Origin of the sequence: Klebsiella sp. 7-CIP_Kleb. (assembly GCF_050378655.1) — a bacterium.
Classification (GTDB): domain Bacteria; phylum Pseudomonadota; class Gammaproteobacteria; order Enterobacterales; family Enterobacteriaceae; genus Klebsiella; species Klebsiella quasipneumoniae.
This window is the reverse complement of sequence record NZ_JBNRLJ010000007.1, coordinates 116,753-132,297: the sequence shown is the minus strand read 5'-3', so window position 1 is coordinate 132,297 and position 15,545 is coordinate 116,753. Positions and strand designations below refer to the sequence as shown.

Genomic DNA, 15,545 nt, shown 5'->3' with positions numbered 1-15,545 from the left:
AATAAGTCATTCACCCGCAGTGCCAGTCAGCTAAATGGGACCAGCCTCATCCTTTCACTCACCGTCAAAGGACGGTCGTGTTGTGCAATGGATTCTTGATGAACATATGGCAAATAGAAATGGAAAGATCACCTTATTCAAATACGTTATTGTTTAATCGCAACACGAAACTCTCGCTATCAATCGGCGTGCTTTTGCTCTTCCCGACGCTGGTTCAGGGAGCGGACTCGCTCTATGACCAGCAGATCCTGCAAGCGCGTCAGGGCCAGTACGCCCCCTTTCTCTCATATCTTCAGCAGTACCAGCTACGGCATGCGTTAACCCCTTCTCAGGTAGCCGACTGGCTGCAGGTAGCCCTCTGGGCCGGCCAGGACGATGAGGTCGTGAAAATCTGGCGACGCTATCAGGTCTATATGCCGCTTCCCGCACGGGGCACCGCCGCCGCCGCGCAGGCTTTGCGCAACCAGAAACAGTGGCAAGCCTCGCTCCTCCTCTGGCAGCAGGCTCTCAGCCAGTCCCCTGACAGTGACGACTATCGTATCGGCTATATCAAGACGCTGGCCGATGCCCGCAAGGACGGCGAGGCGCTCAGCGAAGCGCGTCGCCTGGTGGCGGAGCAGGCGAGCGTGGCTCACCTGCAGACCCTCTCTTATGTCTACCTGCGGCTTGGCAAAAGCTGGGACCAGCTGCTGGTGGACACGCAGATCCTCGATCGCGAACCGCAGAACAAAGCCGCGCTGGCCAGCCTGATGGCGACCCTGACCCGCAACCGGATCGACTCACCCGCCTTCGGCCTCGCGAATAGCGTCGAACTGACGCCCGCGGAAAAGCGCAACCTGCAGCTGAACGCCGCCGCCGAGCTGGTGCGCCTTGCCGATACGCCTTCCCGTGAAGAAAATGCGCGTTACGCGCTGGCCCGCACGGCACTGGCGCAATACGACGCGATGATCGCCGCCTGGCGTCCCGATCCGCAGGCCGCCCCGGACATCACCCGGGCGCGCATTGACCGTCTGGGCGCGCTGTACGCCAACGCAGACTACGCGCAGATCATCCGCGAATACCAAAGCCTGCTCGCGCAGCAGCAGGTGGTTCCCGACTGGGCCATCGGCTGGGTCATCTCCTCTTATATCGCCCTTAAGCAGATTGAGCCTGCGTTGACGCTCATTCATCAGCATCCCTCGTGGTTGACGAGCCAACAGAATGAAGAACATGAGCTTTTCTACGCCCTGCTGGACACAGGTCAGTATCCGGCAGCGCAACGGTATGTCGCCCGCCTCACCCGGAATGCGCCCTACATCCGTCATCTCTACGGCTCGCCGACGCCCCAGCCGAACGACGACTGGCTCACCGCGCAGACGCTTAACGTGCACTATCTTTCCGCCACCAACGCCCTGCCGCAGGCCGAAGCCCGCATGCAGCGCCTGGCGGCGACGGCCCCCGGCAACCAGGGGCTGCAGATCGACTATGCCGCCGTGCTGCAGGACAGAGGGCTGCCGCGGGCTGCCGAACGCCAGTTGAAAGCGGCGGAAGCCCTGGAGCCCGCCAGCCTGCAGCTGGAGCGCCAGCAGGCCTGGGTCGCTCTCGATCTGCAGGAGTGGCGGCAGATGGATCTGCTGACCGACGACGTTATCGCCCGCTCGCCACGGGATCTAAATACCCAACGCCTGGCCAAAGCCCGCGAAATCCATCATTTCTCCGAGCTGCGCCTGAGCGTCGGCAAAGGGCTGCATTCCGACAACCCGGTGAGCGGTACCCACGACCTCAGTTTTGAGACGGCGATCTACAGCCCGCCGATAGCCGACAGCTGGCGGTTGTTTGGCGGCCACCGCTTTGCCAAAGGCAATTTTGAAGAGGGGAAAGGCAGCCGTCGCCAGCTGTTCGCCGGTATTGAATGGCGCCCGCGCGACGCCTGGGGAGAACTTGAACTCTCCAGCGTCAATTTTCACGGCGAGAATAAGCCCGGCGTCCGCCTTTCCGCCGCGCACGACGTCAACGATCGCTGGCAGCTGGGCGGCGAGCTGGAGCGGATTTCGCAGCAGACGCCGCTGCGCGCGTTACGCAACGGCGTCAGCGCCAACCGCGGCGAAGGCTGGCTGCGATGGTATCAAAACGAGCGCCGGGAGTACCGCGTCAGCGTGGCCGCCAGCCGCTTTACCGACCACAACCGTCGTCAGGAGTACACCCTCTCTGGTAAAGAGCGCCTCTGGCAGACGCCGTGGTTAACGCTGGATCTGCAGCCCGGTCTGGCGGCCAGCGCCAATAGCCGCACTGACACCGCGTATTACAGTCCGGCCCGCGACCTCGCGGCCACCGCAGCGCTGACCGTCGATCACACGCTTTACCAGCGGTATGACACCGTCTGGAGTCAGCAGCTGCTCGCCGGCGGCGGCAGCTACTGGCAAAAAAATCACGCCGCCGGCGCGATAACGACGCTGGGCTACGGCCAGCGTCTACGCTGGAACAACCTCGTCGACGCCGGGGTGATGCTGAACTGGGACAAACGCCCCTACGACGGTAAACGTGAAAACAACCTCGCCATCACTGTTGATGCAAACATACGGTTTTAAGGATGACCATGCTGAACACGACCCTGCGCAACGGCCTGATGCTTCTCGGCTGGCTGTGCCTTATCTTCAGCGTGCGTGCTGAGGAGGTCCCCTTCCTCGCCCCGCAGCAACGACCCCAGCTGGAGGCCAATAAACCCTGGCCGGCGGATCGCTTTCTGGTGCTGGCCTATCATGACGTCGAAGACGACGCCGCCGACCAGCGTTATCTTTCGGTGCGGAACAGCGCGCTTAATGAGCAGATCGCCTGGCTGCTGCATCATGGCTACCATGCCGTGAGCGTTCAGGACATTCTGGACGCGCATCATGGCCTTAAGTCGCTTCCGCCTAAGGCTTTTCTTCTCAGCTTCGACGATGGCTATAGCAGTTTTTATACCCGCGTCTGGCCGCTGCTTAAAGCCTGGAACGTTCCGGCGCTGTGGGCGCCGGTGGGCAGCTGGGTGGACACCCCCGCCAACCAGCCCGTTAATTTTGGCGGCCTGATGACGCCGCGCGATCGCTTCGCCACCTGGGAGATGGTGCGCGAGCTCAGCCGCTCGCCGCTGGTGGAGATCGGCGCGCACACCTGGGCCTCGCATTACGGCCTGCCGGCCAATCCGCAAGGCAGCCGCGAGCCCGCCGCCGCCAACCGAGGCTGGGATAAAACCACCGGCCGCTATGAAAGCGACGCGCAGTTTACCCGGCGAATGACCGATGACGTGCAGAAAGTAACGGCGAAAATCCACGACGTCGCCGGGAAAGCGCCGCGCGCCTGGGTGTGGCCCTACGGCGCCGCCAGCGGCAGCACTCTGGCCATCGCCAAACAGCAGGGGTATCAGCTGGCGTTTACGCTGAACGACGGCCTGGGCAACGTGAAGGATCTGGACAATATTCCGCGCATGCTGATCGCCGGTAACCCGTCGATCAAGGCCTTTGCCAACGCAGTGACGCAGATTCAGGAAGCCGATCCTGTTCGGGTGATGCATGTCGATCTGGACTATGTCTATGACCCCAATCCCGTCCAGCAGGCAAAGAATATCGATAAGCTGATACAGCGCGTCTATGACATGAAAATCAGCCACGTCTTTCTGCAGGCCTTCTCCGACCCGCAGGGCGACGGCACGGTCAAGTCGCTCTATTTCCCCAACCGCTGGCTGCCGATGCGCGCCGACCTGTTTAACTTCGTCTCCTGGCAGCTGCAGACCCGCGGCGGGGTGAAGGTTTATGCCTGGATGCCGGTGCTGGCCTTCGATCTCTCGTCCGATCTGCCGCGCGTTCAGCGCTGGGATCCGCAAACCGGGAAGGCGTTGCTTGCCCATCAGCCCTATGTTCGCCTGTCGCCCTGGGATCCGCGGGTTCGCCAGCAGATCACCGACATCTATGAGGATCTGGCCCGACACGCCAGCTTCAGCGGGATTCTGTTCCACGACGACGCCGTGCTGACCGATTTTGAAGACGTGAGCCCGGAGGCGGTCGCCGCCTGGCGGCAGAGTGGCCTGGCGCGCGATGCCGGCCCGGTGCCCCAGCGTCCGCAGGAGCGTGAAGCATGGATGCGTTTCAAAAGCCAAACCCTGACCCGCTTCACTCTGCAGCTGCGCCAGGCGGTGCAGGCCATCCGCGGCCCGCAGGTAAAAACGGCGCGTAATCTCTTCGCCCTGCCGATCCTGGAGCCGCAGAGCGAAGCCTGGTTTGCGCAAAATCTGGATGACTTCCTTGCCGCCTATGACTGGACGGTGCCCATGGCGATGCCGCTGATGGAGTCCGTGCCGATCGACGCCAGCCAGGCCTGGCTGACGCGGCTGGTGCAGACCGTTGCCCGCCACCCGGGCGCGCTGAAGAAAACCATCTTTGAGCTACAGGCCAGAGACTGGAGCCGACGCCAGCACAACGCCATTCCTGACCAACAGCTGGCGGACTGGATGCGTTTGCTGCGGCTGAACGGCGTCAAAAACTACGGCTACTACCCAGACGATTTCATTAACAATCAGCCTGATATCTCCCGTATCAGACCGCAATTCTCTTCCTGGTGGTACCCTGACCATGACTGATCGTATTATCGCATTGTGCATTTTATGCCTCGTATTCGGGCTACCGTTAGGCGTCGCAGCGGTATTTACCGGCGAGCTTATCCTCGACTTTGTCTTTTTCTGGCCGCTGTTTATGTCGGTGCTATGGATCACCGGGGGTCTGTACTTCTGGTTTCAGCTGGAGCGCCACTGGCCGTGGGGCGAGGATACCCCGCCGCCGACGCTGCCGGGCAATCCGCTGATCTCGATCCTGATCCCCTGCTTTAACGAGGAGAAAAACGCCCGGGAGACCATCAGCGCGGCGCTGGCCCAGCGTTACGCCAACCTCGAAGTGATCGCGATTAACGACGGCTCTTCGGACAACACCGCCCAGGTGCTCCAGCAGCTGGCGCAGGAGGAGCCGAGGCTGCGGGTGATCCACCTGGCCGCCAATCAGGGAAAAGCGGTGGCGCTCAAAGCGGGCGCCGCCGCCGCCCGCGGCGACCTGCTGGTCTGCATCGATGGCGACGCCCTGCTGGACCGGGATACCGCGGCCTGGCTGGTCGCGCCGCTGATCCACTACCCGCACGTCGGGGCGGTCACCGGCAACCCGCGGATCCGCACCCGATCCACGCTGATCGGCCGCATTCAGGTCGGGGAGTTTTCGTCGATCATTGGGCTTATCAAGCGGACGCAGCGGATCTATGGCCGGGTCTTTACCGTCTCCGGGGTGATCGCCGCCTTCCGGCGCCAGGCGCTGGCGGACGTCGGCTACTGGAGCCCGGATATGATCACCGAAGATATTGATATCAGCTGGAAGCTTCAACTCCGCCACTGGGACATCTTTTTCGAGCCGCGGGCGCTGTGCTGGATCCTGATGCCTGAGACCCTCAAAGGGTTATGGAAGCAGCGTCTGCGCTGGGCCCAGGGCGGGGCCGAAGTCTTTCTGGTCAACCTGCGCCGTCTGTTTCACTGGCAGCATCATCGGATGTGGCCGCTGTTTCTGGAGTATGCCTGCTCCACGCTGTGGGCCTTTGCCTACGCGGTCACCATCCTGCTGTTTATCCTCAGCCGCCTGATGCCATTGCCGGACAACCTGACCGTGCACAGCCTGTTTCCGCCTGAGTTCACCGGCATGCTGCTCGGCCTGATGTGCCTGCTGCAGTTCGTCGCCAGCCTGTATATCGAACGGCGCTATGAGAAAAAGGTGGCCAAATCCCTGTTCTGGGTGATCTGGTTCCCGATGGTTTACTGGATGATCGGCCTGCTGACCACGCTGGTCGCTTTTCCGAAAGTCATGTTGAAACGTCAACGTTCCCGCGCGCGCTGGGTGAGCCCGGACCGGGGAAAAGGAAGCCTGCGATGAATGAAAACACGCTCATCTTAACCGAACACCGCGTGCTGCCCCGGCTGGTGGACGCCGGTTTAACGCTGCTGGCCTGGCTCGGTTTTCTGTTCTTTCTCTACGCCAATTTGCTGATGCAGTTCATCGCGCCGCCCTCTCCGCGCTGGGAATCGCTGATGGACTCCCTGAATACGGCGCTGGTGTATCTGCTGATTGCCGCGCTGAACGGCTGGCTGTTGATCCTCTGGTACCACTATAACCGACGCCGCGCCCGCACCCGGCGTCACACCGCGGTGCTTACTCTGCGGGATGAGGAGCTGGCCAGCAGCTTTAACGTCGCGCCACAGATTATCTCGGAGATGAGCCGCTATAATTTGCTGACCGTTTACCACGATCAAATCGGGCAGATTATTGATTTAAAAAGCCACGCGCTGCCGCCGCCGCACGAGGAGAGGGATCATGAATGATAGCAGGGCCGCCCTCGGCGGCCCTGACCGGGTAACGACGCCGCCGATCAGCCGCCGGCTTTTTTAATCGCGGCTTCGAGCGAGGCTTTATCCGCCAGCCCCGGGAAGACGGTGATGCTGGCTTCCGTGGCGCCGGTGGTCGGCATCACGATCACGCCCGGCGTGCCGCTGAGACCAATCTCCTGCGCCAGGTCGTTAATGCTCTGCAGTACCGGTTCGACGTCGCTGGCCTTCTTCGCATCAAAGCCGGCTTTCTTCGCCTGCTGCTGGATATCCGCCGTCGTCAGCTTGCCTTCGTTATGTCCGGTGGCGTAGATCCCGTTATGGTAGGTCAGATAGGCATCCGCCCCTTTCTGCTGATAGATCTGCAGGCCGGTTTTCGCTGCTTCCAGCGAGCTTTCCCAGCGGCCGCCAAAGATAGGCCACTCTTTAAAAGCGAAGCGGGTCTGCGGATGCGCTTTAATCACCTGTTCCATCACCGGCGCCAGCCGGCTGCAGTAGACGCACTGGTAGTCAAAGAACTCAATCACCGTGACTTTGCCGTTGGCCGGGCCGTAGGTCGGGGTATTTTTATCCTGGGTCAGCAAGGCGGCATTCTTCAGCACCGCCTGGGTGGCCGCGCTGGCCTGTTGCTCAGCCTGAATTTGCTGCAGTTTCTGGCTTGCCTGCAGGAGAACTTCCGGGTGGGCGACCAGGTAATCGGCGGCGATTTTGCCGATTTGCGCCTCCTGTTCCGGGGTGAAGGTCGCCGGCGCGTCAGCGGCAGAGGCCATCGCCGGCAGTAAAACAGCGCTCAGCAGGGCGACAGAGAGGTATTTCTTGTGGCCAGACATAGTGGGGATCCTTGCGATAAGTGAACGGCAGGTGTGTCTGTATGACAAAATATCACCCTTTTTCGCCGAAGCCTTGCCCGACGGCGCGTTGATTCGTAACTTTATTTTTCAGGCTCAGGTTCCACGCGCGTCGGCGCGGGCCGGCGCCAGCGGTCAACGCTCACCGGGCGGAGTCCCCTGCGCAGCGGCTTTTCGTGGTATTTATTTCAGGTGGTTTCTCTCAATATGTATGCGTTTCTTCAACAATGGGACATGGCGGTGATTATGCTGCAGATTGTCGCCATCGACTTACTGCTGGGCGGCGATAACGCCGTGGTGATCGCCATGGCCTGTCGCAAACTGCCGCCGCAAAAACGCACCAAAGCGATCGTCATCGGCACCGTAGGAGCCATTCTGGCGCGCATCCTGCTGCTGGCGATCGCCCTGTATCTCCTGTCGCTGCCGTGGCTGAAAATAGTCGGCGCGCTGCTCCTGCTGTGGATTGGCATCAAGCTGGTCAGTGATGAGGAGGACGAGAGCGAGGTTGCCAGCTCAGGCAGCCTGTGGCGCACCGCAGTCACCATCACCGTCGCCGATGTGATCATGTCGCTGGATAACGTGCTGGCGGTGGCTGCCGCAGGCAAAGGACACATTGCGCTGGTCGCCCTCGGCGTGGCGATCAGCATCCCGGTTATCGTCGCCGGCAGCAAACTGGTGCTGGCCCTGCTCACCCGCTTTCCCGCGGTGGTGCTGCTGGGCGGGATGCTCATCGGCTGGATTGCCGGCTCAATGCTGGTCAGCGACCCTACCCTCCGCCAGCTGTTTCCCACTGCCGGCGAGGGCATGGCGCGCCTGGCCGGCGCCATCGGCGCGCTGCTGGTGCTGTTCGCAGGCTGGCGCCGTCGTCAGCGGCCGCAGACCAAAGACTAGCCTTGCCCAAGACGCCGTTGACCCCGACGGCGTCAAGTTTCTGCCACTTTTCTTCCCCTTCAGGGCGCATTTGCCCTACGCTTTATACAGACGCCTGATCCAGGGAATATGTAACCACCGCACTGAGCATAGATGAGATAACAGCATGGAATTGAAGGATTATTATGCCATTCTCGGGGTGCAACCAACCGACGATCTGAAAACCATCAAGACCGCCTACCGCCGCCTGGCGCGCAAGTACCACCCCGACGTCAGTAAAGAAAATGATGCCGAAGCCAAATTTAAGGATCTCGCCGAAGCCTGGGAAGTCCTGAAAGATGAGCAACGGCGCGCGGAATACGATCAGCTCTGGCAGCATCGCAACGATCCCGGGTTCGGTCGCCAGCAGCAGACCCACGAGCAGAGCTACAGCCAGCAGGATTTCGACGACATCTTCTCCTCCATGTTTGGCCAGCAGGCGCATCAGCGTCGCCGCCAGCACGCGGCGCGCGGCCACGACCTGGAGATCGAGGTCGCAGTGTTCCTTGAAGAGACGCTGGCCGAGCAAACCCGCACCATCAGCTATAACCTGCCGGTGTATAACGTGTTCGGCATGATCGAAAGCGAAACGCCGAAGACGCTGAATGTGAAGATCCCCGCCGGGGTAGTCGATGGTCAGCGTATCCGCCTGAAAGGCCAGGGGACGCCGGGCGAAAACGGCGGCCCGAACGGCGATCTGTGGCTGGTGATCCACATCGCCCCGCACCCGCTGTTCGACATCGTGGGACATAACCTGGAGATCGTCCTGCCGCTGGCGCCGTGGGAGGCCGCGCTGGGCGCCAAAGTCACGGTGCCCACCCTGAAAGAGAGCATTCTGCTGACGGTGCCGCCGGGTAGCCAGGCAGGGCAGCGCCTGCGTATCAAGGGCAAAGGGCTGGTGAGCAAAACCCACACCGGCGATTTGTTCGCCGTTATTAAAATTGTGATGCCGCCAAAACCAGATGAAAAAGCGCGTGAGCTCTGGCAACAGCTGGCCACCGCCGAAGCCAGCTTCGATCCGCGTAAGACATGGGGGAAAGCCTGATGGCTACAGTAACAGTGACGTTTACCATTACCGAATTGTGCCTGCGTACCGGGGTGTCGGAAGAGGAGCTGACGGAGATTGTCGGCTTAGGCATGATTGAACCGCACCAGCCGCAGGCGGACACCTGGCTGTTCGACGACAGCGCGGTGACGATTGTCCATCGCGCGGTGCGCCTGCGTAACGAGCTGGAGCTGGACTGGCCGGGGATCGCGGTAGCGCTGACCCTGCTGGATGAGAACGCGCGGCTGACCCGCGAAAATCGCCTGCTGCAGCAGCGCCTGGCCCGCTTTCTCACCCACGGATAGGGGCGACATCCCGCCTGGCGGCGTTCCGTCTTCGCGCCGGGTGGCGGCTACGCCTGACCCGGCCTACAAATGATACCGGCCCCACCCTTTGCACTGGATTTGTAGGCCCGCGCAAGCGCAGCGCCGCCGGGCATGGTCACCGAGATGGCACCGTCTTCGCGACGGGTGGCGGCTGCGCCTGACCCGGCTTACAAATGATACCGGCCCCACCCATTGCACTGGATTTGTAGGCCCGCGCAAGCGCAGCGCCGCCGGGCATGGTCACCGAGATGGCACCGTCTTCGCGCCGGGTGGCGGCTACGCCTGACCCGGCCTACAAATGACATCGGGCCCACCCTTTGCACTGGATTTGTAGGCCCGCGCAAGCGCAGCGCCGCCGGGGAAAGCGCTTAATCCGGCAGCGAACCGGCGAGGTTGCGCGCCGAAACGCTCTCGCTCACCGGCGCGGGCGGCTCCGGCGCCTTAGCCGGGGCAGCCGCTGGCGCGGCTGCCGGGGCGGAAGAGGCCGGCTGGATCTCAAGGAACGAGGCCAGCATCTTGCGCAGCGTTTCCGGTTTAGTGTCTTCCGCCAGCAGCGCCGCCAGCATCGACGGCAAGCGGCTATCGACTTCCCCTAACGCCAGCCCCGCCAGCAGCGCCGTGCGCGACATATCGCCGCGGTCGCCGCGGTGGTGGGCCTCAATTTTTGCGTCCGCGAAGCGCTCGCTGGCGCTGATATCCGGGCGCAGGTAAATCAGCACTTTTCTGCGATCCAGAGTCATAGACGCTCCTTAGCCAATAATTTTCAGACCACGCACCAGGGCGAACTGCGGCTCTTCAGCCACCACGAAACGGTCCTCACGCAGGCCCATACGTTCACGAATGGCATCGGCCACCAGCGGCGCGCCGCCGCCAATCACGATGGCATGCGAGTAGCCTTTAAAGCTATCGATAGCCGTCAGGACGCGGGTGGTCAGACGTTCGATGCTGTTATTGATCACCTTCTTCACCTCAGAAACTGCATCCGGATCGTTAATGTTATCGGTCAGATACTCTTCGTCGTGGCGATTGATAATGATCTGGTCGACGTTATAGCTTGAGGTATCGGTGTTAGCCCGCGCCAGCGCCAGCTTAACGGCGTCGGTCACCAGCGATACGCCCAGCTTCGGATCGCCGTAAATGCGCGAAACCGAGGTCATCTGCCCGGCTACCATCGAGATATCGAGCGTGGTGCCGCCGAGGTCGATAATCAACACCGAATGGGAGGGCTTGAGTTCATCACACAGGCTAATGCCCGCCGGAATCGATTCCGGGCGCACGGTGACTTTGGTGATATTGAACACCACGCCTTTATTCAGTTTAACTTCGCGCAGCAGGCTCTTTTTCTTACGCTCAATGTTGTCGAGGCGATATTGCGCATCCTCGTCATAAAATTCAGTCAGCGGCAGCGTCACGACGATTTCGACGTCCTGCGGCTCAAGACCGCTGGTCAGCAGCGCGTGATGGACAGCGATGGAGTTCAACGGGCTGTACTGCCAGTCAATATTATTGGTCGGGAGCGCATCGGGGGTGATCAGGTCGAATGAGTACTTTTCATCATCCACGGTGTAGTTAAAAGGCTTCCCGGAACCGAAGGTGGCAGACCAGCCGCGTTTAAAACTGTTGGGGCTGATATGGGTGAAAGTTTCGCCATCTTGCTCCCACAGCATTTTGATATTGGTTGAACCATCATCGATAAAAATGCGCATCGCATTGCTCCATCACTGAGACAAATAAGAGAAAAATGTAACACCCAACAAGCGTAGCAAGAGTTAAAAAGCAGCGCAAGAGCACGAAAAAGAGACGATTCTGAGTTTTATTTGAGAACAAATGGAGCCAATAGCAACTCCGTGCGCATAAAAAGAGACCATTTTGAGATAAATTAGAGAAATACGTTTTTCTCTTTTTGCCCGTTTTCGACGCTCATTTTTGTCCAAAAAGAGAGCATCCCTCCCCTCTTTCGTCAGCGGTTTTTGAACGCTTTTTACACCTGGTTGGGTACCACAATGGGCCGTTCCGGCTCAGCCACATTTTCCGGTACCCGGCGATATTTATCCAGCAGGTGAATCTGAATGCGACGCAGCATATCGCCGTTGAGCTTGTAATAGCGGAAATAGAGAAACAGCGTCAGGGCAAAAAAGAGCGTCGGCAGCGCTATCATAATCGCTTGCATCCCCAGCAGCGTCTGGGACGACTGGGCCACATTCGGCACATAACCGATGATACCGAGCACGATGGCGATAAACCAGGCCGCGAACGCCGAGCCCGCTTTCACCACCAGCGTCTGCACCGAATAGGCGATACTTTCGCAGCGGATGTTCATCGTATATTCGCCGTAGTCGACGGTATCGGCCACCATAATAACCTGCAGCACCCAGAACAGCGCGGTGCCGATATTCAACAGCACGCCGGCCAGCGAAATCAGCGCGACGTTGTAGACCCCGCTCAGCGCCATCAGCAACAGCACGCCGCAGCCCAGCACCGGCATGATCGAGGCTCCCGCCCACAGAATGCGCCGCGACAGCCCTTTCACCAGCCGCGGAAACAGCACTAACGTCAGCAGGTTCGCCGCGCCGGCGTAGGACATGTAATACGGGAACATCTCCGCGCTGCCAATCACGTAGGTAAAGTAGTAAATCGCAAAGCCAGCGATAATATTCGCCGCCGTGTTATAGGCCAGCGCCATGCCCAACAGGCAGGCCAGCTGATCGTTTTTATAGATCAGCGCCACCATCTGGCGCAGTGAGAGATGGCTGGCATCCTCGCTCACGCCGCTATCCGAGGAGTAAACCTCGTGGACGTTGCGCAGCGTGACGAGGGTGGAAACCACGAAGAAGGCGATCAACACCAGGGTGAACATCTGGAAACCGAAACCGCGGTCGGCGCCGCCCACGGCGCTGACAAACGGCAGCGTGACGCCGGCAGTGACGAATCCCGCCAGGCTGGCGAAAAAGCGTGGATACGGCACCAGCTGTTCACGTTCGCGTTTATCAAGGGTAATGGTCGGCACCAGCGACCAGAACGGCACATCCATGATGGTGTAGGTGAACCCCCACAGCAGATAGGTCAGCCACACCCATGCCAGCAGCGCCCCGCCGGAGAAGTGATGGGCGCTGAACAGCATATACAGCACTACCGAGTTGGTTATCGTGCCAATCAGGATCCACGGTTTGAATTTCCCCCATCGCGATCGCGTACAGTTGACGATCCAACCCATGATCGGATCGGCTATCGCATCGAGGATCCGCGCCACCAGAAACAAGATGCCGACCACCCCAACCGACAGTCCAACAATATCGGTGTAGTAATACATCAGATACATGTAGACGATACCGATAGCGAAATCTTTACCAAAGGCACCAAATCCGTAGCTGAGCTTTGTTGTCATTGAAATACTCATAGGGTACAGGTCGCTGTCGCCAGCGCCTCCTTCAGTGTTTGATAGAGCATGCAGGACGCCGCCGGGTCGTTGCCCCCGGCGGCATGAGAAGATTAACGATGCAGCCAGGACGGCAGCCAGTCGCCGTGGCTGGCGATCAGATCGTCCACCAGCGCGTAGATCTCTTCGATCCCCAGCACCGCAGCGGTGTGCGGATCCATCATCGTGGCGTAATAGACGTAATCGCGATTTTCGGTGAGGATCGCCTCCGTGAGCAGCGTCTGCACGTTGATGTTGGTCTGCATCAGCGCCGCCAGATGCGCCGGCAGCGCACCCATTTTGGTCGGCTGAATGCCGTTGGCGTCCACCAGGCAAGCCACTTCCACGCAGCAGCCCTGCGGCAGGTTGTCGATAAGGCCGTCATTGCGTACGTTGCCATACACCACGCTTGGCTCGCCGGTCCAGATGGCGTTCATGATGGTGCTGGCATACTCGCGGGATGGCTTCACCTCGATGCGCTCGCCGCGCTGATAGCTCTCCAGCTCCTGATGCCAGTTGGCCAGTTGCTCGACGCAGCGTTTCGGGTATTCATCCAGCGGCACTTTATAGCGGGCGATAAGGTCCTCGCGGCCCGGCTTGATAAACCATGGCGTGTATTCGGCAAAATGCTCCGACGACTCGGTCACAAAGTAGCCGAGCTTTTTGAACATCTCATAGCGGACGATGTTTTCGCAGCGCGGGTTGCCGTGCAGGTTAGGCTTCGGCGCGCGCCCGTCAGCGTAGGCCTGCAGCAGGTCGGGATAAAGGTTGACATAGCTGCCGTCGGCGAGCTTTTTCTCCAGCGAGAGATAGAACGCCATATGGTTAATCCCGGCGCAGCGGTAGCGTAAATCCGCCGGGTTGAGGTCAAGATCGCGCGCCAGTTCTTCCGCCGTTCCCTGCACCGAGTGGCACAGGCCAACCTGTTTAATATGCGGGTAGCGGGCGTAGATGGCCCAGGTGTTCATCGCCATTGGGTTGACGTAGTTAAGCAGGGTGGCGTCCGGGCAGACCTCGGTCATGTCGTCGCAGATAGCCCATAGATGAGGTATGGTGCGCAGGGCGCGCATAATGCCCCCCGGACCCAGCGTATCGGCGATGGTCTGCTCCAGGCCATGGCGTTTACAGACCTCAAAATCAGTGACGGTACAGGGCTCATAGCCGCCAATCTGGAAGGCGACCACAACGAAATCAGCGCCCTGCAGGGCGGTTTTGCGATCGCGATGGCAGCTGATTTCGCCCTTCGCGCCGACGGAATCCATCAGCTTGCGCACCACGGTATGCGACTCTTCCAGCCGGGTGTCATCGATATCCATCAGCGCGACATGCGCCGATTTCAGCGCCGGGCGCTGGAAAACATCACCGAGAATATTTTTAACGAACACCGTCGAACCGGCGCCGATAAAGGTAATTTTTGGGGCGGTCATTACGCTCTCTCCATCAGGTCATTGAACCCTTGCAGAGTGGCACGCCATTCAGCGTTGCGCTGCCCTGTTCCAACCGGAGCATTCCCGAAAGCTCAGATCGGCCATTAAGCGCCACAAAATCTGAGTTTTCGGGAACAGATTGCGCAAAAAGGAGAGAAAATGGGCCGATTCTTCCGCTAAGCTGTCGTCAGTTCTGGCGAAAAATGCAGCCACTCTGACAATTCAGGAATACGCTAACGATGGAATACCGCTTCACCTCCCTGCCCCCCGATCCCTTTATGTGCAGCAGCGATGAAAAGCAGAGCCGCAGCCCGCTGGCGCTCTACTCTGAGTATCAGCGTATGGATATCGAGCTGCGCCCGCCGCACGCCATGCCTACCAGCCACTGGCATGGCCAGGTGGAGGTCAACGTGCCGTTCGATGGCGACGTGGAATATTTGATTAATAACGAAGTGGTGCGCATAGAGAAAGGCTATATCACTCTGTTCTGGGCCTGTACGCCGCATCAGTTGACCCGCCCGGGGGATTGCCAGCAGATGGCGATCTTTAACCTGCCGATGCATCTGTTTCTCTCATGGCCGCTGGACCGGGAGCTGATCAACCACGTCACTCACGGGATGGTGATTAAATCCCTCGCCGCCCAGCAGCTGAGCGCCTTCGAGGTGCGCCGCTGGCAGCAGGAGCTGAACCACGACAATGAACAGATTCGCCAGCTGGCGATCGATGAAATCGCCCTGATGCTGAAGCGGCTGAGCCTCGCCGGCTGGCAGCCGATTCTGGTCAACAAAACCTCGCGCACCCATAAGAACAGCGTCTCGCGCCATGCGCAGTTTTATGTCAGCCAGATGCTGGAATTTATCGCCGCCCACTACGACCAGGCGCTGACCGTCAATGCCGTCGCCGAGCACGTTAAGCTCAACCCGAACTATGCGATGGGGGTATTCCAGAGAGTGATGCAGCAAACCATGAAGCAGTACATTACCGCCATGCGTATCAATCACGTGCGGGCGCTGCTGAGCGATACCGACAAGACCATCCTGGATATCGCCCTCACCGCCGGTTTCCGCTCCAGCAGCCGTTTCTACAGCACCTTTACCCGTTACGTGGGGATGCCGCCGCAGCAGTACCGTAAACTTAGCCAACAGCGTCGTCACGGTCTGGCCTTGCCGGAGGCATAAAAAATGCCGCCGGGGTTTCCCCTGGCGGCATGA

Annotated in this window: 13 protein-coding genes; 8 read left to right on the top strand and 5 right to left on the bottom strand. The window is 60.0% G+C overall.

The window, feature by feature from the left end:
- Positions 1 to 119: 119 nt before the first annotated feature.
- From pgaA to pgaD, 4 genes are read left to right on the top strand one after another with little or no spacing between them, the layout of a single operon-like run.
- A complete protein-coding gene (gene pgaA / locus ACQUTI_RS21030; RefSeq protein ID WP_181939339.1) occupies positions 120 to 2,567 on the top strand; it encodes a poly-beta-1,6 N-acetyl-D-glucosamine export porin PgaA in 2,448 nt (815 codons plus the stop codon).
- 8 nt (positions 2,568 to 2,575) lie between these two features.
- On the top strand, positions 2,576 to 4,591 hold the full coding sequence (gene pgaB / locus ACQUTI_RS21025; protein ID WP_428923359.1) for a poly-beta-1,6-N-acetyl-D-glucosamine N-deacetylase PgaB: 2,016 nt from the start codon (positions 2,576 to 2,578) through the stop codon (positions 4,589 to 4,591).
- Complete coding sequence (gene pgaC / locus ACQUTI_RS21020; protein ID WP_017900080.1) at positions 4,584 to 5,915, top strand: poly-beta-1,6-N-acetyl-D-glucosamine synthase; 1,332 nt, start codon at positions 4,584 to 4,586, stop codon at positions 5,913 to 5,915. Before pgaB ends, pgaC begins: the two co-directional genes overlap by 8 nt.
- Positions 5,912 to 6,361, top strand: a complete 450-nt coding sequence (gene pgaD, locus ACQUTI_RS21015) for a poly-beta-1,6-N-acetyl-D-glucosamine biosynthesis protein PgaD (protein WP_064151108.1) — start codon at positions 5,912 to 5,914, stop codon at positions 6,359 to 6,361. Before pgaC ends, pgaD begins: the two co-directional genes overlap by 4 nt.
- Before the next feature lie 47 nt (positions 6,362 to 6,408).
- On the opposite strand, the gene ACQUTI_RS21010 is transcribed toward pgaD, so the two are convergent.
- Positions 6,409 to 7,194, bottom strand: a complete 786-nt coding sequence (locus tag ACQUTI_RS21010) for a DsbA family protein (protein WP_004206394.1) — start codon at positions 7,192 to 7,194, stop codon at positions 6,409 to 6,411.
- Between the two features lie 225 nt (positions 7,195 to 7,419).
- Here ACQUTI_RS21010 and ACQUTI_RS21005 point away from each other — a divergent pair, with 225 nt between their 5' ends.
- The 3 genes from ACQUTI_RS21005 to cbpM all read left to right on the top strand — a co-directional run bounded on the left by ACQUTI_RS21005 (position 7,420) and on the right by cbpM (position 9,471).
- The gene (locus tag ACQUTI_RS21005; RefSeq protein WP_114506482.1) at positions 7,420 to 8,103 is read left to right on the top strand and encodes a TerC family protein; all 684 of its coding nucleotides are present in this window, start codon (positions 7,420 to 7,422) and stop codon (positions 8,101 to 8,103) included.
- A gap of 145 nt (positions 8,104 to 8,248) precedes the next feature.
- Positions 8,249 to 9,166, top strand: a complete 918-nt coding sequence (gene cbpA, locus ACQUTI_RS21000) for a curved DNA-binding protein (protein ID WP_017900085.1) — start codon at positions 8,249 to 8,251, stop codon at positions 9,164 to 9,166.
- A complete protein-coding gene (cbpM, locus tag ACQUTI_RS20995) occupies positions 9,166 to 9,471 on the top strand; it encodes a chaperone modulator CbpM (protein WP_023319527.1) in 306 nt (101 codons plus the stop codon). Before cbpA ends, cbpM begins: the two co-directional genes overlap by 1 nt.
- Before the next feature lie 389 nt (positions 9,472 to 9,860).
- Here the strand turns inward: cbpM and ACQUTI_RS20990 are convergent, their stop codons facing one another.
- The 4 genes from ACQUTI_RS20990 to ACQUTI_RS20975 form a co-directional block, all read right to left on the bottom strand.
- Positions 9,861 to 10,232 (bottom strand): plasmid partitioning/stability family protein, encoded by a 372-nt coding sequence (locus ACQUTI_RS20990; RefSeq protein ID WP_008807236.1) that lies wholly within the window; start codon positions 10,230 to 10,232, stop codon positions 9,861 to 9,863.
- A 9-nt stretch (positions 10,233 to 10,241) separates the two neighbouring features.
- Positions 10,242 to 11,198 (bottom strand): plasmid segregation protein ParM domain-containing protein, encoded by a 957-nt coding sequence (gene parM / locus ACQUTI_RS20985; RefSeq protein ID WP_004177778.1) that lies wholly within the window; start codon positions 11,196 to 11,198, stop codon positions 10,242 to 10,244.
- Positions 11,199 to 11,473: 275 nt separating this feature from the next.
- Positions 11,474 to 12,889 carry a melibiose:sodium transporter MelB gene (melB, locus tag ACQUTI_RS20980; protein WP_062913513.1) on the bottom strand — a complete coding sequence of 472 codons (1,416 nt, stop codon included), beginning with the start codon at positions 12,887 to 12,889 and terminating at the stop codon, positions 11,474 to 11,476.
- A 92-nt stretch (positions 12,890 to 12,981) separates the two neighbouring features.
- Positions 12,982 to 14,334, bottom strand: a complete 1,353-nt coding sequence (locus ACQUTI_RS20975; protein WP_053810864.1) for an alpha-glucosidase/alpha-galactosidase — start codon at positions 14,332 to 14,334, stop codon at positions 12,982 to 12,984.
- 239 nt (positions 14,335 to 14,573) lie between these two features.
- Between ACQUTI_RS20975 and melR the strand changes: the two genes are divergently transcribed.
- On the top strand, positions 14,574 to 15,512 hold the full coding sequence (gene melR, locus ACQUTI_RS20970; RefSeq protein ID WP_004206385.1) for a transcriptional regulator MelR: 939 nt from the start codon (positions 14,574 to 14,576) through the stop codon (positions 15,510 to 15,512).
- Positions 15,513 to 15,545: the final 33 nt, after the last annotated feature.

Excerpts from the sequence above, each read along its gene's own strand:
- pgaD (WP_064151108.1), top strand. The coding sequence starts at position 5,912 with ATGAATGAAAACACGCTCATCTTAACCGAACACCGCGTGCTGCCCCGG.
- parM (WP_004177778.1), bottom strand. The coding sequence starts at position 11,198 with ATGCGCATTTTTATCGATGATGGTTCAACCAATATCAAAATGCTGTGG.
- ACQUTI_RS20990 (WP_008807236.1), bottom strand. The coding sequence starts at position 10,232 with ATGACTCTGGATCGCAGAAAAGTGCTGATTTACCTGCGCCCGGATATC.
- ACQUTI_RS21005 (WP_114506482.1), top strand. The coding sequence starts at position 7,420 with ATGTATGCGTTTCTTCAACAATGGGACATGGCGGTGATTATGCTGCAG.
- pgaC (WP_017900080.1), top strand. The coding sequence starts at position 4,584 with ATGACTGATCGTATTATCGCATTGTGCATTTTATGCCTCGTATTCGGG.
- pgaA (WP_181939339.1), top strand. The coding sequence starts at position 120 with ATGGAAAGATCACCTTATTCAAATACGTTATTGTTTAATCGCAACACG.
- cbpM (WP_023319527.1), top strand. The coding sequence starts at position 9,166 with ATGGCTACAGTAACAGTGACGTTTACCATTACCGAATTGTGCCTGCGT.
- ACQUTI_RS21010 (WP_004206394.1), bottom strand. The coding sequence starts at position 7,194 with ATGTCTGGCCACAAGAAATACCTCTCTGTCGCCCTGCTGAGCGCTGTT.
- ACQUTI_RS20975 (WP_053810864.1), bottom strand. The coding sequence starts at position 14,334 with ATGACCGCCCCAAAAATTACCTTTATCGGCGCCGGTTCGACGGTGTTC.
- pgaB (WP_428923359.1), top strand. The coding sequence starts at position 2,576 with ATGCTGAACACGACCCTGCGCAACGGCCTGATGCTTCTCGGCTGGCTG.
- cbpA (WP_017900085.1), top strand. The coding sequence starts at position 8,249 with ATGGAATTGAAGGATTATTATGCCATTCTCGGGGTGCAACCAACCGAC.
- melB (WP_062913513.1), bottom strand. The coding sequence starts at position 12,889 with ATGAGTATTTCAATGACAACAAAGCTCAGCTACGGATTTGGTGCCTTT.
- melR (WP_004206385.1), top strand. The coding sequence starts at position 14,574 with ATGGAATACCGCTTCACCTCCCTGCCCCCCGATCCCTTTATGTGCAGC.